The following is a 19868-nucleotide window of genomic DNA, read 5'->3' as shown; positions in this document are numbered from 1 at the left end:
CAAATAGATGTTTAGTGCTTCCAACGGTTGTAACGCGGCCAGACTTCATTCGTTTCTGGCGGCAGCTAGTACCTTCGGGGGCCGGGCTGTGCCGGCTTCATCCCACCCTTTTCCTTATGAACGCACCATTCTCGCAACCTATGCTGCGCGACAACGCCCTGCAGGGCAAAACCATCATCGTGACGGGCGGTGGCACCGGTCTGGGCCGCGCCATGACCACTTACTTCCTGCAACTCGGCGCCAACGTCACCATTACGAGCCGCAAGCTCGATGTGCTCGAAAAAACCGCCGAAGAGCTGCGCCAGCAAACCGGCGGCCGCGTGCTGCCCATCGCCTGCGACGTGCGCAAGTACAACGAAGTGGAGGATATGCTGGAGCGCACCATCCAAGAGTTCGGCGGCGTGGACGTGCTGCTGAACAACGCCGCCGGCAACTTTATTAGCCCTACGGAGCGCCTGTCGCACAAGGCCTTCGATGTGATTGTGGACATCGTGCTGCGCGGTTCCTACAACTGCACCCTGGCCGTGGGCAAGCGCTGGATTGCCGACAAAAAGCCCGGCACCGTCCTCAACATCGTCACCACTTACGCCTCGGTAGGCTCTGCTTTCGTGGTGCCATCGGCCGCCGCCAAGGCCGGTGTGCTGGCCATGACCCGCTCGCTGGCCGTGGAGTGGGCCAAATACGGCATCCGCTCCAACGCCATCGCGCCCGGCCCTTTCCCCACGGAGGGCGCCTGGAGCCGCCTCTTCCCCGAGCCCCTGGCCAGCAAGCTCGACCCGGCCGCCAGCGTACCGCTGAAACGCGTGGGCCAGTACCAGGAGCTGGCTAACCTGGCCGCCTACTTAGTGTCTGATTTCTCGGCCTATGTGAACGGTGAAGTCGTAACCATCGACGGCGGTGAGTGGCTGAACGGCGCCGGTGAATTCAACAAACTGGAGCTGCTGACCCCTGAAATGTGGGACCAGATTGAGAAAACCATGCGCCGCTAGGACCGCAGATTCAAACGGATTTAGCGGATGAAACGGATACGCCCGCTAAATCCGTTTGAATCTGCGGTTTTGAGATGAGGTCAGATTTTATAGCTTGGATAGTCCTTTGAGAATTCCTCCAGCGGAATGTTCTGGTTGGGCACCACATCGGTAAACTCGAATTTCTCGAATAAGCCCTTATCGTCGTGTACCTGCACCATAGTGGGCAGAAAGGTCTTGGTATCGACGCTGAGGATGGTGCGACGGCCGTAGGAGTTAGGTACTTGTAGTATTTTGCCTTCGGGGATTTTTTCGTCGGCGTCGAGGTTGTTGCGCTCCATCACGCGGTATTCGCCGCAGCCGAAACGCTCGGCTACGGTGCTCAGGGTTTCGTTTTTACCTGCCTTGTAGCTCACGTAGCGAAATTGTGGGTAATCGGAGCGCAGGATGTGGGCCGGGCGGCCCTGCACGGTGCTGTCGCCCACGTAGCGGAACGAGCGGCTGAAAGCAGCGTCCTGCCGCAGGCCGGTGGTGCGCAGCAGCTCGGAAATAGTACCGAAACCCGCCTGTAATACCGTGTGGTGCTGGCCACTACGCATTAGCTTGCCGCGCGGGTCGAGGCTGAGCGTAACGTAAGGAAAAGACGCCGGGTACACCCAGGCATCGCCGTCGTTCTGGCCGGTCACCCAGAGTACTTCCACGCCCTTCTGGTTTTTGACATACACCCGGAAAGGCTTGAAGGTCATTTTCATCAGGCTGCGGGCGGGCACGATTTTACCGGCAATGCGCTCCTGGGCTTTCACCGTGCAGCGGAGGGAGCGCAAGCCTTCGATGGCGGTGCTCATGCGGCTGGTGAGTTGTTCTGTGGTGATGCTCGGCGCCTGGGGGTACCTGGCTGGACCGGCGCTCAACAGCGCCAGCGAAGCCAGCGGTAATGCTGCCAAGCCGGCGGCGGTAATGGTTTGACGAATAGGGAAGAGGGGCATAATGACGAGGATAAGACTGGCAAGAGGTATGAGCTGCCCGCCAGCGACTTAGTTTAAGCTGATAAGTGGAAAACGCGAGGCGGTGCTGTCAAAAATAAACAACTCATCAATTTCCACGCCATGCAGGTAGTGGTAGAGCGGAAACTGCTCCACCACGGCCTGCACGGCGGCCTCGTCGTCGCCGTTGATGGTGACCCAGCCGCGGCTGCGGTCGGCACTGATGGCGTAGGTTTCGATGACTTTCTCGGACAGCAGCCGGTTGATAACCGCCCGGTGGCGCGGAATCAGCGCGATAAAGTCCTCATCAAAAGCATCGGGCAGACGCAGCGAAACAACAAAAGTGGGCATAAAGCAAAATTCGGGAGCCGACTAAACGCCGGGCGCTGGCCGAAAGTTAATTTTTTTTAGCTGCGCCGTAGCAACTTTTCGTTCGCGCTGCCCGAAAACCAGGCTATGCACTTTGCCATCATCACGCCCACGCACCAGCGCCGGGCCCTGCTACCCGAGGCGGTAGCCAGCGTGCGGGCCACCGTCAGCGCTCCTTCTGACTTCTCTTTCGAGCACCTGCTCTACGACAACGGCTCGCGCGACGGCACAACTGCCTACCTGCGCGAAGCCGCCGCCCAGGATGGCCCGCCGTTGCGCTACTGGCACTCGGCCAGCAAGATGCTGGCCGGCCCCGCCCGCAACGCCCTTATCCGCGAAACCACGCCCGAGGCCTGGGTAGTGCCGCTCGACGACGACGATATTCTGTTGCAGCGCACCCTGCACAACTACGCTGCCCAAATCGAAACCCACCCCGGCCAGCCCTGGCTGGTAGCCGATTTCCTGCGCGTGAACGAAGATGGGCGATACCTGCCCGGCGAAGATTATTACGCATGGCGCTTCAACTCGCCTACCGAAATGCTGCAAGCCATTTTCCGGGCCGAGCATTTCATCCAGGGCAACGTGTGCTACAGCCGGGCGCTATTCGAGGAAGTAGGCGGCTACGATGAAGAGTTGAAAATGGCCGAGGACCTAGACCTATACGTGCGCTTTCTGCTGGCGGGGCATCTGCCGGTTCTGTGCCCGCACATCAGTCATTTACACCGCTTTCACACGAAAAACGTTAGCATTGGCGTTGATGCCGAGAAGCATAATGCTGACTTACGGGCTATTTATGACAAATATGCCGGGCAGCTAGAAAAGCTGGGCATTGCGCGGCCGTAATATTCTCAATCGTCCTATCTACGCAGTGAAGCATCCTCTCTCGCCAGAACCAATCGTTCGAACGTGAAAGGATGCTTCACTGCGTGACTGCCGGATGAGGCAGGGCAACCGCGCTTATTTCTGCTTGATTTTCACTTTGCCGTCCAGCGCCTTGCCTTTGCCATCCACCAGCGTCATTTCCTTTACGAGGTGCCCGGCGCCGGCAAATTTATCCACCACAAAGAGCATGTAGCGCACATCAAGCGCAATGTTGCGCACGCGGTCGGGGTCGTACATAATGTCCGACATGGTTCCTTCCCAGTCGCGGTCGAAGTTGGTGCCAATCAGCTCGCCCCGGCCGTTGATAACCGGCGAGCCCGAGTTGCCGCCCGTGGTGTGGTTGGTGGCTGTGAAGGCCACCGGCACCGTGCCATTCACGGCGTAGGGGCCATAGTCTTTCTTCTGGTATAGCTCCATCAGGCGGGGCGAAACCTCGAACTCCGGATTGTTCGGGTCGGCCTTTTGCATGATGCCGTCGAGGGTCGTGTAGTAGTCGTAATGCACACCGTCGGCGGGTTGGTAGCCAGCCACCTGGCCGTAGGCCACGCGCAGAGTAGAATTGGCATCAGGGTAGAACTTGCGCGTGGTCTGCCACTGGCGCAGACCTGCTACGTAAGTGCGCTGCAGCAGCGTAATGTTGTCAGCCGCCGTCTGGTACGTAGGCTGAATTTTAGTGCGCAGGGTGGTTTGGATAGCGCTGGCCAGCTGGTAAGCCGGGTCGGTAGTGAGCAGGGCCGTGTTGCCGGTCGCTACTTCGTCCAGCATTTTCTGGGCGTTGGCTTCGGTAGCAAGGCGGGTTTTGGCAAACAGTTCGTTGGCAAAATTCTGCCAGGCGGTGGGCGTTGTATTCTGGGCCTTCAGTGTTTTCACGTACTCGGGCAGCAGGGCGGCCGGCGTTTCTTCGGCATAAATCCGCAGTAGTGCGCCCGCTACTTTCTGGTCGGTCGGGGCGTTGTAGTTGCGGAAGAAATTGGAGATACCAGTTCGCGTTTTGTCGGCCTGTGTCTTAATATCGGTAGCTGAAGCTTTGCTGGCCACCATATCGAGCAGTGGAGCATATGTGTTAGCAAAGCGTAGTAATTCAACGCCAAAAGCTGCCTCGGTGACGTAGGCGCGGGCCAGCACGTAGTCGCGTTCCTGCGCGTAATTGGCTTGCAGCTGTGGGAGCAGGTTGCCATACGTGCTTTGCCGGGTAGCATCGGCCGCTACCCATTTCGTGAACTCAACTTCCTGATTGCGCTTGCGCTGCACGGCGTCCAGCTTTTTGAGGCCGCGCATTTCGCCCTGCCATTTCTTCCAGTAGTTGGCAATGCTGGCATACTTGGCGGCGTACTGAATCCGCACTTTATCGGAGGCCAGCATGTCCTCGTTCCAGATTTTAAGCAGCGCCGTCCGCACTTTCACCCGCGCCGGGTCGTCGACGGAATACACCTCATCCACGCCCCAGGAAGTCAGGTACTCATTGGTGCGGCCGGGGAAGCCGAAAACCAGCGTAAAATCGCCCGGCTTGATGCCCGCCAGCGAAATTGGCAGGTGGTGACGCGGCTTAAACGGCACGTTCTGCGCCGAATAGGGCGCCGGCTTGTTGTCCGGCCCCGCGTAGATGCGGAAAATGCTGAAGTCGCCGGTGTGGCGCGGCCAGGCCCAGTTGTCAGTGTCGCCGCCAAACTTGCCGATGCTGCTCGGCGGTGCGCCCACCAGCCGCACATCCTGGAATACTTCCGTCACAAACAGATAGTATTCGTTGCCGCCAAACATCGACCGCACAAAAGCCTGGTAGTGCGTACCCTGCGTAGCGGCCTGCGCTACTTTTTGCCCGTTGGCCTGCACCTGTTTCTCGCGCTCGGCCTCGGCCGTGCCCGGTGCAATGCCCGCCAGCACCTGGTTGGTCACGTCCTCCATCCGCACGATGAAGGTGGCCGTCAGGCCGGGATTGGGCAGCTCCTCGGCGCGGGTCATGGCCCAGTAGCCCTTCGTAAGGTAGTCTTTTTCTACGGACGAGTGCTGCTGAATCTGGCCGTAGCCGCAGTGGTGGTTGGTCAGCAGCAGGCCCTGGTCCGAGATGATTTCGCCGGTGCAGCCGCCGCCAAACTGCACCACGGCATCCTTCAGGCTGCCTTTGTTGATGCTGTAAATGTCTTCGGCCTTCAGCTTGAGACCTTTTTTCTGCATGTCGGCCTCATTCAGCTGCTTCAGCAGCAAGGGAAGCCACATGCCTTCATCGGCAAATACGGCAGTGGGAAGTAACAGGAGAGAGGCCGCCAGAAAAGCTGCCGAACGCAGGAAATGAAACATGGAAAAGGTCAGGGTGGAGGAATTTCTCAAAATTACGGCTGGAAAAGGCTTATCTGCCAGCATTAGGCCAACGACAGCAAAAAGCCCCGGCAGTTGCCGGGGCTTTCGTGCATTAAAGTCAGTTTTTTAATCAGACACTCAGGAATGTCCCAATTGCGCCACGCTCGGCTGGGCCAGGTCGCCTTGCGCCGGTGCATTGGCCTGAGCAGCTGCTGGTAACGTCGCCGCTGCATCCTGCTCCCATTTGCGAAAGCGCGAAATTTCGTCACTAAACTTGCCCACAAACCAGCTAATCAAACTCAAGTCATCCAGAAAGCCCAGCACCGGAATAAAATCCGGTACCAAGTCAATGGGCGACAGTACATAGAGCAGCACCGCCAGCCCCGACACAATCGTGCCCGTGCGCACCTCGCGGTATTCCCCGCTTACGAAGCGGCGCACCAGCCGCACCAGCGTCAGCGCCGTGTCGAGCAGTTGCTTGAATTTGTTGTCCTTACTTTCTTCAGAAGTCAGCTTGTCAGCAACCTCATTCAGTACCGTAACTATCTTAAACGGCTTACCCAGTAGCTTGGTAGCCCGATTGATGAAGACGTTAAACACTGCGTTTTTGGAAAGGCGCAGACCTTTTTCAGAGAGCGTTGACATAAGCCGGAAGTTTAAAGCAAGGCTTACGCGAGCAGGGTAAAGTGGGTTCGTCGCTATCCTTTCTCAAACAGCGGCGCCGTACCGCCCACCCAGTCTTTGTCCTTGTTAAAAGCCACGCCAATCATCTCACCCCGGCTCATGCGCCCCAGGCCCGTCAGCAGCCGGGGCTGCGCCGCACCGGGATGCCACACGTAGAGCAGTCGGATTTCGCATTTCACGCCGCCCACCGGGGTTTCAATTACCGGCTCGTACGTGACTTTGCGCTGCAACAAGTAATTGTGCTTGTCGGGCAGCGCATCCAAATCGGCCGCCGTGATGTGCAGCCTTACCCCAGCGCCAGCGAACGAAAACAAGGGTTTCAGGACGTAGTTTTCCAGGTCGGCAGGATAGGTGGTCAAATCCTGTAAATAATAGCTGGGCGGCGAATACTGGCTATCAATCAGCGGTAAAGTAAATTTGCTAATGCGGAAAAACCAGTTCGGATGGCCCACCCAGGTCATTTCAACATCATCAGTGAGATGGTATTCGGTTTGCAGGTCCGGATAGCGGTCCAGCTCATCAAAAATAATTCGGTTGTAGATGCGCTTAATCTGGATTTCGCGTCCGTCTTTCTCGTAAAATAATTGTCGGCCCCGCTTGCGAATTTTCGTTAAGCAAACTGCCTCAATACCCCAGAATTGTTTAGTGAGCGCAAAGTCAATGCGCGTCTTTTGCTTTTCAGGAAATAATTCCAGCAAAATGACTTCCTCCGGTTGCGCATCGCCAAGCAGAACCTGACGCATTTCGGCCTCATATTCTGCATGATTACTCACCTCAAAATAAGGAGTAACCGAATCCGGAATTTCAAACTGCCGCGCATAAGAGCCTGGCTGCCAGGTTTGGAAAGCATAAAGTGATGGGAAGCCTTGCATTTCAATTAGCTGTGGCTCCAACTCACCCTGCGCATCGCGGCAAATGGCAAAGTCAAACGTGAGGAAAGTGGGATGAGCGTCCTCATTGGGCACTCGCTGTTTCGCAGGAATAGCCGCCTCCGTCAATTCTTTAAAATCGGGCCGCTGAATAACGCGGATAATATCCTGGCCGGCCTGAATTAATTTATCACGCAACGCCGCCGGTACAAAAATCGGAGTTTCTGCCAATCTGAATTCCAGCTGTCCAGGCAGTCTTGCCTCTACATCGGCGAGCATGGCCTGGTACTTTTCAGTCGTAAATGCGGCATTATAGGCTTGGCGAACAGCAGGAATCATGATTGAAGGAAGACGGGTGAAAATAAATTCCAGCGTTGAGCAATGAGAAGCAGATACTAATTAGCAACCACTCTGATTGAGCTAATTATTAAAAGGGTTAATTTAATTGCCGTCAGGCTACCAACTCACGAACCTGCGCAATAGCCCGCCGCAAAAAAGTTGGAACAATAACTGATTCCGTGTATTCAATGGTACTGGCGTCAGAAAGCAACTGTACCATTTCGTGGTACTTAGCCTCGCCGTGCTCATCAATTACCTGCTGCTTGCGCACATCAGTCAGCATATGGCGCAACATTCCTTCACCATCGGCCTCAGGATGAAATTGAGTGCCAATGATTTCGTCGGTAAAGCGCACTGCCATCACTGCCCGGGCCAGTGGAATATGCGGGCGTTCCTTCTCGAGACAAAGCACCGTTGCGCCTAATTCCTCCAACCGGTTCATGTCCACGTTTACCAATTGGTAATCGCGTGAATCAACGGCGTAAAAAGGATTGGTCAAGTGTTGCAAAACGGGCTCCTGCAAACCGTCGGCAGTGAGGTGAACCGGCAGCACACCAAAGGAAGTGGACTTGCGTTTCGAAACAGTGCCAATGCCTAAGTGGCGGCTAACCAACTGGAACGAGTGACAAATCAACAGCAAATGTTTCTTTTGCTCGCTAATTTTGTTGTGCTGCAACAGCTTGTCGATGAAAGCAAAGTACCGGCTTTCCCACAAATCGTCGGTAGCCAGTGGGCTACCTGGCCCACCAGTTGAGATGTAAAAATCGTAATCCAAACCGGGTACTTCGTCGGTTACCCGCACGTTATATATATCGGTTTGAAAGGTCACGCCATTATCAAGCTGGGCGCGGTCTAATAGTTGACGAATACAGCGCATTCCCTCATTGGGGAAATTATTGTACATATCCAGAATGGCGACCCGAATCAGGCTCATAGGATGTAATTGATAAAATGTATTTCAACAGCTAAAAGGGGATGCTGCTAAACCACATGGTTAAGAAAAAACAGAAACGCCAACCAATGGCTGGCGTTTCTGGGGGAAGTTAAGGAACAGCTACAAACCCTGCGCAGTTTCCGAAATGATGTAATCGACTACTTTCGTGAGGTCGCCGGTTTCGCGGAATACGCGTAGCTGACGGTCGGCACCGGTGCCCATCTCCATCATTTTCAGTACGTATTCTACCTCATGGCGGCTGCCGAGGTCGTCGAGCACGTCGTCCACAAAATCGAGAAGCTCCAGAATCAGGTTGCGGGTCGGCTTCTCCTCCTGCGAGCCGAAATCAATCATTTGGCCGTCAATCCCGTAGCGAGCAGCCCGCCACTTGTTTTCCTTGATGAGGGCACTACGGTAGACGCGAAAGTTCAGGTTCTGAAGCTTGAGCTTGTAAATCTTCGCTACCAGTGCCTGCATGATGGCGGCCACGGCAATCGTTTCATCGGTACGCATCATCTGGTCGCAGATGCGGTATTCGATGGTGTCGAAGAAAGGGTGGAGACGAATATCCCACCAGATTTTCTTGCCGTTGTCGATGCAGCCGGTTTTAATCAGCAGCGCAATAAACTCGTCGTAGTCGCTGGCGCTGTGGAAGAAACCCGGAATACCCGTGCGCGGGAAACGCTCGAACACCTTGGTGCGGAATGACTTATAGCCGGTTTCGCGGCCTTCCCAGAAGGGCGAGTTGGTGCTCAGGGCAAACAAGTGCGGCAGGAAATACCGCAATGCATTCATCATATACACACCCACGTCGCGGTTTTCGATGCCTACGTGCACGTGCATGCCAAAAACCAGGTTGGAGCGAGCGGCCTCCTGCAGCTCCTCCACGATTTTATCGTAGCGGGCGTCGGGTGTGATGGTCTGTTCCTGCCAGCGCGAGAAAGGGTGAGTGCCACCAGCGCCAATTTTAAGCCCCACATTATCAGCAAGCTCAATTACCTTGCGGCGTAGGTGAATAACATCGGTGCGGGCTTCGTCGATATTCTTGCAAATATTGGTGCCGACTTCGACCACGGCTTCGTGCATCTCGGCTTTCACCTGCTCATGCAGGGTGATTTTGCCATCCTCCACGATTTTCGACATGTGCGACCGCAGTTCCCGCGTCACCGGGTCAATGGTCTGAAATTCTTCCTCGATTCCGAGGGTAAACGTGGGCATAGCCATGAGTCAACGGGGAAATACGGGCGCACCAGTTACACCCGCGCCGCGTGGTAAAGTCCACCGCAGCGCGGGCGTAGTTGCTGATTGAAAATTATTTGGTTTTCGGAGCAGCTTTGGCTTTCGGGGCTGCCGGGGCCTTGGGGGCAGCAGCGGCTTTCGGAGCTGCCGGGGCCTTGGGGGCTGCTGGTTTTGGAGCTGCGGCAGCCTTGGGAGCAGCGTCGGGCTTAGCGGCGGCCGGGGCTTTGGGGGCAGCGGCAGCTTTCGGGGCTGCAGTCGTAGCCGGGGCAGCCGGCTTAGCGGCGGCCGGCGCCTTAGGAGCAGCGGGTTTTTTGGCGGCCGGGGCAATGGGTTCACCCATTTCGATGGACACTCTGCCGGCAGCGGCGCGGTGCGGATGCACGAAGGTGCCCCAGGTCAGGTTGTCCTGGCCCGGCACCTGGGCTTTGGCGCGCTCAATGGCCATATTGGCAGCGGCTTCCACTACCCACTCGAAATTGTGCTGGCCTACCGAATTCACGTCGGCGTCGGGAGCAGGGTTGCCGAAGTCGATGGCCATCGGGATACCATCGCGCACGGCAAATTCTACGGTGTTGAAGTCGTAGCCGAGGCCAGCGTTGAGCTTCAGCACGTAGTCTTTCATCGTGGCGAGCAGCTTTTTGCCCGCGTCGCCGGTGGTTTTCATTTCGGTGGCGTAGCGCAGGTGCGGCTCATTGCGCGGCTCGTAGGGCATGATGAGAACTTCCTTGCCACCAATGCAGTAGCAGCGGAAATAATCGGTGAAGTCCACCGATTCCTGGAAGAGCATTACCAGCTGGCCGGTTTCGTCGTAGGCGCGGAAGAAGTCTTCGGGCGAGTGCAGCTTGTACACGCTTTTCCAGCCACCGCCGGAGTGGGGCTTCATGTAGGCCGGGAAACCGATGTGGTGGAAGGCCTTCTCCCAGTCCATCATCGCCAGGTTGCGGAAGGAATTTTCGCTGGTATCGGTCGGGCGCTCCTTGCTGGGCAGCAGCAGCGTTTTGGGCACCGGCACGCCGAGGCGCACAGCCAGGGCGTTGTTGAAAAACTTCTCGTCGGCGCTCCACCAAAAGGGGTTATTAATCACCGCCGTACCCATGAGAGCGGCATTCTTGAGGAAGGCGCGGTAGAAGGGTACGTCCTGCGAAATGCGGTCGATAATAACGGCGTAGTCGCTGGCAACGTGCTGCTCTACCTGGTCAATCTGGACGAACTCGGCGCGAATATCGGCCGGTGCTTTTTCGTTCACGCGGTCGACAAAGGCCTGGGGGAAAGTGTTTTCCTGGCCGAAGAGGATGCCAATTTTTTTCATGGTCGGGTGTTGTTGCTTAGTGAAAGGAAAGCGAGAGTGATGGGAAAGTTACGGACTGCGAGGCGCTTTAGCTATTTGAAAAAGCAGTTAAACCTCTAAATAGTATTCAGGTACTGTGGGAACATCTCGCGCCACACCGGCCAGTCGTGGTTGCCGAAGGGCTTGATATCCAGAATGTGATTGATGCCTTTATGGCTCAGGATATGCGACATGTGTACGGTCGAATCCTTACAAAAGTCGTACTCGGCCGTGCCCAGGATGATGTTCATCCAATGGAAATGCTCGCTGTTGGCGTTGGGCATAAATTCCACGGGGTTGTTGTAGTACACGTTATCGTCGTGATACCCATCCACAAACTGCCGGATATCGAAGGCTGCGCCCATCGTGAAGCAGTGCGCTACCTGGTTGGGATGCTTCAGGGCAAAATTGAGCGCCTGGTAGCCACCGAAGCTGCAGCCCGCCACGCCGATTTTATCGACATTGCACTCGCGCTGCAGCATAGGCACCAGCTCGTCGCTCAGAAACTGGTCGTAGAGCGTGTGATTATACACCCGGGTGCCGGGGTGCAAATGCTTGGCATACCACGAATACCGGTCGATACTGTCGATGCAGAAAAGCTTGACGCGCCCGGCTTCAATCAGCGGCCGGGCCGATTCGATGAGCTTGAAGTCGCGGGCCTCGTTGTCGCGGCCGCCCGAAGTCGGGAAGATGACGATGGGGTAGCCCCAGGTGCCAAACACCAGCATGTCAATGTCCTGGCCCAGGTGATGCGAATAGAAACGGCGGTGTTGTTCTTGCAAAACAGTATGGAAAAAGGGTGGAGGCAGCCGCCACAGGGTGAAGCGGCGCGGCAAACTAGTAAAAAATGCGGCGCGCACCTAATCTTGAAAAGAAAAAAATCAGAGATTCTACTAAATGCCGCTTGCTGCGTTACTTTGTTCGATGTTATCTACCCCCACTAATGAGCCGCTGGCCGCTGCCGTTGAGCTTCGTCAGGAATTTTTAGTTTCCAGCCACTTAGGCCGCGAAGTTGAGCTAAGTATTCTGCTGCCCGCTGGCTGGCCCAGCGCGTCGGCAGCCGCGTATCCGGTTTTGTATCTGAACGATGGCCAGGATTTGCCGCGCCTGCACTTGGTGCAAACCTTAGACCGGCTTTTTTCCCGGCACATTCTGCAGCCCTTCGTGCTGGTAGCCATTCACGCCAACGAAGAGCGGATGTACGAATATGGCATCGCCGCGCAGGCTGATTATAACGACCGGGGCAACAAGGCGGCCGCCTACACGCGCTTCGTGGTGGATGAGCTGCTGCCATTCGTGCAGCATACTTATAAGGTATCGGCCAACCCAGCCGAAGCCGTATTTGCCGGCTTCTCGCTGGGCGGCCTCACGGCGTTCGATTTGGTGTGGCATCACCCGGAGCTATTTGCGCGGGCCGGGGTGTTTTCGGGCTCGTTCTGGTGGCGCAGCCGGGGCCTTGATGACGGCTACACGCCTGCCGACCGCATCATCCATGGCTTGGTAGGGGCCAAGCAGCCGCATGCCACGCACCAGTTCTGGCTGCAAACGGGCACGCTCGACGAGCGCGGCGACCGCAACGGCAACGGCGTTATCGATGCTATTGATGACTGCCTCGACTTAATTGAACTGCTTGTCCAGCAGGGACTTGAGCCGGCACGGCAACTGCGCTACGTGCAGCTTGAGGGTGGCCATCATCATCCCGATACCTGGGGGCGTATTATGCCGGATTTTCTGCAATGGGCTTTCGGCGCAGCTACTGCCCAGCCCCTGGCTCGGCCGCTGCCGGTAGTGCGCGCGCAGCTCGACCAGATGGCCGAGTTGGAGCCCGAGCTTGTTGCGGTGCCCGCCGCGGCCGAAACTGCGGCGCACCTGTTAGCCGTGGAAGCGGCAGTATCAACTGAAATACTGAATATTATCGCCGAGCCAGCCCTTGAAGACGAGTGCCCGGAAGCGTTGCCAGTTCTTCCCATCCAACCCATGAGCATCACCCGCCCCACCGATGGCGACTATCTGCCCTACTACGCCACCTACATCGACCTGGTGCCAGCCGATGTGGACCCGCGCCAGCTATTGCACGAGCAAATAGCAGAAATCCAGGCCGCTTTTGGCAACCTGACAGACGAGCAGGCTTTGCAGGTGTACGCGCCCGGCAAGTGGACCAGCAAGCAAATGCTGTTGCACATTATTGATACCGAGCGGGTTTTTGCTTATCGGGCGCTGCGCTTCGCCCGGGGCGATGCCCAGGCGTTGGCAGGCTTCGACGAAAACGACTACGCCGACAATGGCGGGGCGAATGTGCGTTCGATGAGTGACTTGCTGGCTGAATATGCGGCCGTGCGCGCCGCCACGCTGGCGCTGGTCAATAGCTTCACGCCGCAGCAATTGCAGCAACGCGGCACGGCTAACAATGCCGGGGTGACGGTGAATGCCTTGCTCTACATTCTGCCCGGTCACGAGCGGCACCACCTCAATGTGTTCCGCGAACGGTATTTGCCCGTGCTGGGAGTTGCGTAAAATACATACCTTCGCCCTGCACAACATAACCAACCAGCGTTACGTTGGAGACTTGTTTTTACCGAACCTTCACCCTTAACCACCTTTCAATTATGGCAAAAGCGCAAGACGCCCGCAAGGAAAAGAAGAAAGAGCCGACCAAATCCCTGAAGGAGAAGAAGGCCGAAAAAGACGAGAAAAAAGCTGCTCGCGCCCGCAAGCAGGATTAAGACCACGGATTATCCGGATTTCACGAACGATTTTCCAAACAAGAAAGCCCGCTACGTAGCGGGCTTTCTTGTTTTTATCGACACTTACTTTCAAGATTACAGATGGGAAAGCCGTCCGCAAAATCCGAAAAATCCGTGGTTCAGACGGTATAGTAAGGCTCCTTTTCCTTATCGTGATGCTTCAAATAGCCGTGTAGCACCAGCTTTATCAGCGTCTGGTAAGCCCGGCGCTTGCCGAAATTCACCAGCTTCATAAACTGCGGCAGCGTGATGCGCGGGTGGGTTTTCAGGTAGTCCAGCACGCTTAATTCCTGGCGGTTGAGCGGCAGCTTCTCGAAGCGGGCGGCGGGCTGCTGGCGCTTCAGCACCTTCTCGGTGAGGCCGCTGGTTTGCACACTTTCGTCGCGCACGCGCACGTAGCCGCGCCAGTCGCCGGGGGCCACCAGGGCCCGGTGCGGCTTGTTGAAGCTCTCGGGCACGGTCACAATGAGAATACTGCGGCCTTCGTCTTCTATTTCTTTGAATTGCAAGGTGGTGAGCGGGGGCTCGATGTAGTGCTCGGCGGCGTCACGCAGCACGAATAGTTCTTCTTCCACGTCGCGCACACCTATAATTCGGCCGTCATCATCAATGCCGACCAGCACCTGGCCGCCACGCGTGTTGGCCAGCGAAGCCAAGGTGCGCGAAATGCGGTGCGGATGCGTTGTTTTCTTCTTGAATTCCAGGTCCTCGCCCTCGCCCCGGGCAATTAATTCTCTCAGGTTCATAACCGTTATACGTAGTTTGGAACGCAAACGTGCCGCCCCCGAAAGCTCGGAGGCGGCACGTTGCGCGTGAGGAGGGCCTCACTTCGTCCAATCAATACAAAAAGACCGGTCGTTTTACGAAAATCAGGGCGACGCCCGCCTGCTTAGAAGGGCAGGTCGTTGTCGTCGTCGCTAGCGATGGGAGCCGCCGAAGGCTGGGCACGCAGGCTAGGGTTTTGGTTCTGGGCCGCGGGGCGGGGGGCCGCTTGCTGACCGCCGCCGTAGTTGCCACCAGCAGCAGCACCACCCGTAGCCGGCTCAATGCGCCAAGCTTCGAGGTTGGTGAAGTAAATCATCTGGCCGTTTTTGTTGAAGCCACGGCCCCGCAGGTTGAAGGTAATTTTCACCTCGTCGCCCATTTTGTAGGGGTCGATGAGGCTCGTCTTATCTTGTACCAGTTGGAACTTAATGTGCTCAGGATATTGGCCATCCTGAACTTCGAGCACGAATTCCCGCTTGCGGAATTTCTCGCTTACTTGCTGTTCGTCAAAAATTTCGTGCAGCCGGCCGGTTACGTCGTATGCCATAAAAAGAGGGTGTTTTGGAAATTGTAAATCCTACCCTCAAACGTACGAAAAAAAAACCTAGTTCACGCGGCCGGTTGGTTTATTCGGTGTTTTTATTGGTGCAAAAATAACGCAGATTGCAATTTTTCGCCCAGCGGAGTCGTGGTTTTCAGCTTCTCAAAGGTGCTGAGCTGCGAGGGGGTCAAAATTTCGGTGATGCTGCGCTCGAACGACGAAATGGTGCCGGGGGCGGGGGCAGTGCCTTGCTCGGGGCGGGCTTGCAGGGCGGTGAAGGCCCGGAGCTCGCGGGCGATGGAGCGGTGCAGGATGGCTTCCTGGTGCGGCTGCAGCAGCAGTGCGGTGGTAAGCTGGCGCGAAACGTCGTCGAGCTCTACTTTGGCCTGCTCCAGGTTGAGGGCCATCGGGTTCGTAGGGTCGGCTTGGGCGGTGGCGGCTACGAGGAGCAAAAAGAAGAAGCAGCTGGTCAGGAACGATTTCATGATTCAAACTTACGTAATGACTTGAGCGAAGGCTATCTAAATTCGTTTAGAACCGATATTCGGTCGGTAAACGGCATTTTGTGCTCTGTGGTTGGTTAGGGTGAGGAAACATTACCTTTGCCGGACCGTATGCCGCGCTGAAAAAAGCGTTGCCAAAGGCGTTTCACTCCTTATTATATAGTATGCTCGCCCTGGCCCTCCACGGTGGGGCCGGCACCATTGCCCGGGCCTCGCTTTCAGCCGAAGCCGAATTGCAATACCGCGCCGCCCTGCAAGCTGCCCTCGACACCGGCTACGGCATTCTGGAGCGCGGCGGCGCGGCCCTCGACGCCGTGGAGGCTACCGTACGCAGCCTCGAAGACTGCCCGCTGTTCAACGCCGGGCGCGGGGCAGTGTTTACCCACGAAGCCCACCACGAGATGGATGCGGCCCTCATGGTGGGACATACCCGGCTGGCGGGCGCGGTGGCAGGCGTGCGTCAGGTGCAAAATCCCATCCGGGCCGCGCGCCTCGTGATGGAAAAAACGGAGCACGTGCTGCTGGCCTACCCAGGTGCCGACCAGCTAGCCATCGAACACGGCCTGCCGGTGCAGCCGCCGGAATATTTTTTCACCCAGCACCGCTACGACCAGCTGCAGGAAGCCCTGCGCGAAGGCCGCATGCGCCTCGACCATAGCCAGGCGCTGGCCGACGAAGCGCCGCTGGAAGAACCACAAGCTTTCCCCAACCCCGACCCGAACTGGAAAAAAGGCACGGTAGGAGCGGTGGCCTGCGACGTTCACGGCCACCTGGCTGCCGCCACCAGCACCGGCGGCATGACCAACAAGCGCTACGCCCGCATCGGCGACACGCCGCTCATCGGGGCTGGCACCTGGGCCGACGAGCGCTGCGCCATCAGCTGCACGGGGCACGGCGAGTATTTCATCCGGGCGGTGGCGGCTTACGATGTGGCCTGTTTGATGGAGTATAAAAATCTGAGCCTGGAGGAGGCCTGCCGCGTGGTGGTGCAGGATAAGCTGGCGCCGGCGGGCGGCGAGGGCGGGCTTATCGGGGTGGACGCCTTGGGCAACGTGACGCTGCCGTTCAACTCCGAAGGCATGTACCGGGCCAGTCGCACGGCCGCTACGGCGGCGCTGGTAGAAATTTATAAGTAGGGTAGAAGGATGAAAAACAGAACGTCATGCTGACGAAGGAAGCATCCTCTCACGCACGGATTGGTCTGGCGTGAGAGGATGCTTCCTTCGTCAGCATGACGTTCTGTTTTTTAGCTTAATCTATAAAGCGGTGCTGGTGATAGCCGCAGAATGCTGCTCGGTACCCGTGAGGGCTTCTTTGCTGACGTAGAACTTGCGCTCGGTCACGTTGTACACGTTTCCTTTGGCTAGCACATGCATTTTAATGTTTTCGATGCTGAGTGTGGTGCCTTTCTTGGCTGACGCAGCGTTGTTATGGTGGATGTCGTGACCATCAAGAATGATAACCAGGTTGGAACCAATGGTTTCAATGAGGCTGCCCTCAGTGATGAGCACGCCGGTGTCTTCGCCCAGGCCGATGCCGATGAGCTTGGGGTTCAGGCTGACGGCTTCGATGAGGCGGCCGAAGCGGCCGCGTTTCACGAAGTGCGAGTCGATGACGGTGGCGGCGTTCAAACCCAGGCCGACGCCCATTTTTACGGCCCCTTTCAGCAGCGCATCGGGCACGGAGCCGCCCTTAATCATGCGCTCCGACATGGCCATGGCCCCGGCGCTGGTGCCGGCGATGATGAAATTAGGCTGGGTGTAGTAGCGCTCGGTCATGCGGTCGAGGAATTCGGACTCGCCGAACATTTCGCGCAGGCGCGACTGATTGCCGCCGGAGAACATGATGACGTCGGCGGCCAGCAGGCGCTCGAGGTACTCGGGCTGGCGGGCATCTTCGGGCGTGCGAATATCCATGACGCCCACGTTCAGGCAGTTGAGCATGGCGAACGACGACACGTAAATCGGGCCGACTTCCTGCGGAATCATGGAAGCGGTGGTAATTACCTCGATGCGCGGGTCGGATTTGCCCGATTCGACCACAATGCGCTTGAGAATTCCTAGTTCGAAGAAATTCAGGTAGTACTGGCGCTTACTGCGCACGGAGGGGTAGGTGCCCTTGTCTTCGTTGCCACCTACGGCGATGAGCTTACCCAGAGGAATGCGAGTCTTCAACGGAAATAGACGGGATGGTAAAGCGCGAAAGATAAAACACAACCGTAGAAACTGGACGGTTGGGGAGGAGAAATTTGGCAAAAAAACTGTCATGCTAAATGGAGTGAAGCATCCTCTCGTGCAGAAACGGGGCGGTAGCTCAATCGTTCTGCCTTGAGAGGATGCTTCACTGCGTTCAGCATGACGTTCTTTTTGACCTGGTCACTACTCCTGCAACAGCGCATCCAGCGTGCCGGTTGCGACGGAATGATAATTTGCCCGCGCCGCAGCATAGATTTTTCGGGCGCGCTCGTGTCCGTCGGGCACCGCCAGCAGCGCCTTGTACAGCGGCACAATAAATTTCCGCCGCCCCACGTGGAGCAGAAATTTCTCCAGCGCCGCATCGGCTCCCGCGTAGCCGGCCCGGATGGTGTGCGGAAACCAGGCCGCCAGCATCTCGGCATTGCTGGAGGCGCTGAAGTGGAACGTGGCGTCGAGGGCCGCGAGCTGGTCGGTGGTGAGGGTGGGAGAGAGGCCGTGCAGAAAATACACCCACTCGTGGCTGCTCCACTCCTTAGTAATAGGGGTGAGCTCGGCGGGGGCGCTGGTGGCGGCAAGCAGGGCTAGGGCGGCGTCTACTTTTTCGAAGCGGGCTGAGTGAATGGCCGGCGCGTTGTCGGGCAGTCCGGGGCCATCGACCCATTCGGCGAGACGAAGCTGGGCGGCGAGGCCGGGCTGCTGGTCGAGCAGTTCGGTGTGGAGGTAGCGCAGGAAGGTGGCCGTGTCCATGGCCTGGAAGCTGAACCGGGCGAAGTACTCCTTAATAAAGGTGTCGAGGCGGGCGCGGCCGACGAGGTTTTCGATAGTCAGCAGGAGGTAGCAGCCCTTCTCGTAGGCAATTTCGGTGAGGCCGTCGTCGGGGTCGCGGCCGGCGAGGTGCAGGCGCAGGTGGGTGTCGGGGCTGGTCGGGCCGATGTCCTGAATGGTGTGGAGCAGGCCGTCGCGGCCCAGCACCTGGAGCATGTCGGCGTAGTCGCGGCCGTACAAATGTTCCATGATGCGGCGCTCGAAATAGACCGTGAAGCCCTCATTCAGCCAGAAATCATTCCATGTTCCATTTGTAACGAGGTTGCCGGACCAAGAATGCGCCAACTCGTGCGCCACCAGGCTGGTCAAACTGCGGTCACCGGCCAGAATAGTAGGTGTTACAAATGTTAACCGGGGATTTTCCATGCCCCCGAAGGGGAAACTGGGCGGCAGCACCAGCAAATCGTACTGCTCCCAGCGGTAGGGGCCGTAGAGCTGCTCGGCGGCGGCCACCATTTTTTCGAGGTCGGCGAATTCGTAGGTGGCGGCGGGTAGCGTGGCCGGCTCGGCGTAGATGCCGGTGCGATGGCTGAGCTGGGCAAACTCCAGCTCGCCCACGGCCAGGGCCATCAGGTAGGCCGGGATGGGCTGGGCCATGCGGAACTGGTAGCGGCCGCTGGCGTTGCGCTGCTGCGGGTTCTCGGCGCTCATCAAAGCCAGCAGCTGGGGCGGCACCTGCACCGTGGCCTCATAGGTGAAGCGGATGCCGGGCGAGTCCTGGCAGGGCAGCCAGGTGCGCGCCAGAATGGCCTGCGACTGGGTGAAGAGGAAGGGCTGGGTGCCGGCCGTCTGGGCAGGCTCAAGCCACTGCAGGGCGGCGGCGCAAGGGGTAGTGCGGTAGGTAATGCGCACGGCTGGGGTGGCGTTGGGCAGCTCGATGTGTAGGGCCTGACCGAGCAGCGGATTGGCGTCGCTCAGGTGGTAGGCGGCCGGGGTGGCGGTGCCGTCGGCGACGAGGGCTTCTACCCGCTCGATGTGGAGGTCGCGGGTGTCGAGCACGAGGGTGCCCGCTGCGCCGGGGTTGGCCAGCTGCCAGGTGGCGCTGCCGCTCAGGGTGCGGCTGGCGAAGTCCACGGTGAGGTCGAGGGCGAGGTGCTGCACCCGGAGCGGGCTGGCCCCGGCGTAGCTGTGCGGGTCGGTGACGGAAACTGAAAAGTCGGTGGTCATATGCAAGGAAAAAAGCAATTGGATAGTTTGTGAGAAAGGGCGGCTGGCAGGTTGGGATTGGGGTTGGGGTGGGTCTGGCTGGCAAAAGCTGCCCGGCTGGCGCTGGCTGGGCCGCGCAAATGTAGCCCCAGCGTCGGTGCCCGAGGTGGGGAGGCAAGGCGATTTTATCCGCCCAAAACGGGCCGCGCACGGCCGCTGACGTATCTTGCGCGCTGGCCGTGGCTACCTGCCCGGCCGCA

Annotated in this window: 18 protein-coding genes and 1 pseudogene; 5 read left to right on the top strand and 14 right to left on the bottom strand. The window is 57.8% G+C overall.

What is annotated here, in order from left to right:
• The first annotated feature begins 116 nt into the window (after positions 1-116).
• On the top strand, positions 117-989 hold the full coding sequence (locus Q5H93_RS15180) for an SDR family oxidoreductase (protein WP_305007440.1): 873 nt from the start codon (positions 117-119) through the stop codon (positions 987-989).
• Between the two features lie 80 nt (positions 990-1069).
• Here Q5H93_RS15180 and Q5H93_RS15175 read toward each other — a convergent pair whose 3' ends face one another.
• Together Q5H93_RS15175 and Q5H93_RS15170 are read right to left on the bottom strand one after the other, a co-directional pair.
• Positions 1070-1954 (bottom strand): LysM peptidoglycan-binding domain-containing protein, encoded by an 885-nt coding sequence (locus tag Q5H93_RS15175; RefSeq protein ID WP_305007439.1) that lies wholly within the window; start codon positions 1952-1954, stop codon positions 1070-1072.
• A 48-nt stretch (positions 1955-2002) separates the two neighbouring features.
• The gene (locus Q5H93_RS15170; protein ID WP_305007437.1) at positions 2003-2302 is read right to left on the bottom strand and encodes a hypothetical protein; all 300 of its coding nucleotides are present in this window, start codon (positions 2300-2302) and stop codon (positions 2003-2005) included.
• 105 nt (positions 2303-2407) lie between these two features.
• On the opposite strand from Q5H93_RS15170, the gene Q5H93_RS15165 reads away from it, so the two are divergent.
• The gene (locus Q5H93_RS15165) at positions 2408-3163 is read left to right on the top strand and encodes a glycosyltransferase family 2 protein (RefSeq protein ID WP_305007436.1); all 756 of its coding nucleotides are present in this window, start codon (positions 2408-2410) and stop codon (positions 3161-3163) included.
• Between the two features lie 114 nt (positions 3164-3277).
• On the opposite strand, the gene Q5H93_RS15160 is transcribed toward Q5H93_RS15165, so the two are convergent.
• From Q5H93_RS15160 to Q5H93_RS15130, 7 genes are all read right to left on the bottom strand, one after another.
• Positions 3278-5497, bottom strand: coding sequence for a S46 family peptidase (locus Q5H93_RS15160; RefSeq protein ID WP_305007434.1), 2220 nt, complete (start codon positions 5495-5497; stop codon positions 3278-3280).
• Between the two features lie 138 nt (positions 5498-5635).
• The gene (locus Q5H93_RS24220) at positions 5636-6142 is read right to left on the bottom strand and encodes a YkvA family protein (RefSeq protein WP_369811036.1); all 507 of its coding nucleotides are present in this window, start codon (positions 6140-6142) and stop codon (positions 5636-5638) included.
• A 53-nt stretch (positions 6143-6195) separates the two neighbouring features.
• Positions 6196-7389, bottom strand: coding sequence for a hypothetical protein (locus Q5H93_RS15150; protein ID WP_305007433.1), 1194 nt, complete (start codon positions 7387-7389; stop codon positions 6196-6198).
• A 112-nt stretch (positions 7390-7501) separates the two neighbouring features.
• Positions 7502-8323 carry a type 1 glutamine amidotransferase gene (locus Q5H93_RS15145; RefSeq protein ID WP_305007432.1) on the bottom strand — a complete coding sequence of 274 codons (822 nt, stop codon included), beginning with the start codon at positions 8321-8323 and terminating at the stop codon, positions 7502-7504.
• Positions 8324-8443: 120 nt separating this feature from the next.
• On the bottom strand, positions 8444-9541 hold the full coding sequence (locus tag Q5H93_RS15140; RefSeq protein WP_305007431.1) for a carboxylate-amine ligase: 1098 nt from the start codon (positions 9539-9541) through the stop codon (positions 8444-8446).
• Between the two features lie 94 nt (positions 9542-9635).
• The gene (locus tag Q5H93_RS15135; protein WP_305007429.1) at positions 9636-10871 is read right to left on the bottom strand and encodes an ATP-grasp domain-containing protein; all 1236 of its coding nucleotides are present in this window, start codon (positions 10869-10871) and stop codon (positions 9636-9638) included.
• Between the two features lie 95 nt (positions 10872-10966).
• A complete protein-coding gene (locus Q5H93_RS15130; protein WP_305007428.1) occupies positions 10967-11671 on the bottom strand; it encodes an alpha/beta fold hydrolase in 705 nt (234 codons plus the stop codon).
• Positions 11672-11786: 115 nt separating this feature from the next.
• On the opposite strand from Q5H93_RS15130, the pseudogene Q5H93_RS24215 reads away from it, so the two are divergent.
• Together Q5H93_RS24215 and Q5H93_RS24210 are read left to right on the top strand one after the other, a co-directional pair.
• Positions 11787-12572: pseudogene (locus tag Q5H93_RS24215) on the top strand (alpha/beta hydrolase); the annotation flags it as partial.
• A gap of 294 nt (positions 12573-12866) precedes the next feature.
• Positions 12867-13403, top strand: a complete 537-nt coding sequence (locus Q5H93_RS24210) for a DinB family protein (RefSeq protein ID WP_369811043.1) — start codon at positions 12867-12869, stop codon at positions 13401-13403.
• A gap of 349 nt (positions 13404-13752) precedes the next feature.
• Here the strand turns inward: Q5H93_RS24210 and Q5H93_RS15120 are convergent, their stop codons facing one another.
• The 3 genes from Q5H93_RS15120 to Q5H93_RS15110 form a co-directional block, all read right to left on the bottom strand.
• The gene (locus Q5H93_RS15120; RefSeq protein ID WP_305007425.1) at positions 13753-14379 is read right to left on the bottom strand and encodes an AlbA family DNA-binding domain-containing protein; all 627 of its coding nucleotides are present in this window, start codon (positions 14377-14379) and stop codon (positions 13753-13755) included.
• 143 nt (positions 14380-14522) lie between these two features.
• Complete coding sequence (locus tag Q5H93_RS15115; RefSeq protein WP_305007424.1) at positions 14523-14945, bottom strand: DUF3127 domain-containing protein; 423 nt, start codon at positions 14943-14945, stop codon at positions 14523-14525.
• A gap of 92 nt (positions 14946-15037) precedes the next feature.
• Positions 15038-15424 (bottom strand): hypothetical protein, encoded by a 387-nt coding sequence (locus Q5H93_RS15110; protein WP_305007422.1) that lies wholly within the window; start codon positions 15422-15424, stop codon positions 15038-15040.
• Between the two features lie 182 nt (positions 15425-15606).
• Here Q5H93_RS15110 and Q5H93_RS15105 point away from each other — a divergent pair, with 182 nt between their 5' ends.
• Entirely contained in the window at positions 15607-16578 is a 972-nt protein-coding gene (locus Q5H93_RS15105; protein ID WP_305007420.1) for an isoaspartyl peptidase/L-asparaginase family protein, read from the top strand.
• 120 nt (positions 16579-16698) lie between these two features.
• Here Q5H93_RS15105 and Q5H93_RS15100 read toward each other — a convergent pair whose 3' ends face one another.
• Together Q5H93_RS15100 and Q5H93_RS15095 are read right to left on the bottom strand one after the other, a co-directional pair.
• A complete protein-coding gene (locus Q5H93_RS15100; protein WP_305007419.1) occupies positions 16699-17616 on the bottom strand; it encodes a cyanophycinase in 918 nt (305 codons plus the stop codon).
• 204 nt (positions 17617-17820) lie between these two features.
• The gene (locus Q5H93_RS15095; RefSeq protein WP_305007417.1) at positions 17821-19629 is read right to left on the bottom strand and encodes a M1 family metallopeptidase; all 1809 of its coding nucleotides are present in this window, start codon (positions 19627-19629) and stop codon (positions 17821-17823) included.
• Between the last annotated feature and the right edge of the window lie 239 nt (positions 19630-19868).

Source organism: Hymenobacter aranciens (assembly GCF_030580865.1).
Lineage (GTDB): Bacteria > Bacteroidota > Bacteroidia > Cytophagales > Hymenobacteraceae > Hymenobacter > Hymenobacter aranciens.
Note: the sequence above shows the minus strand (reverse complement) of the source record. Positions and strands in the feature narration are given on the sequence as shown.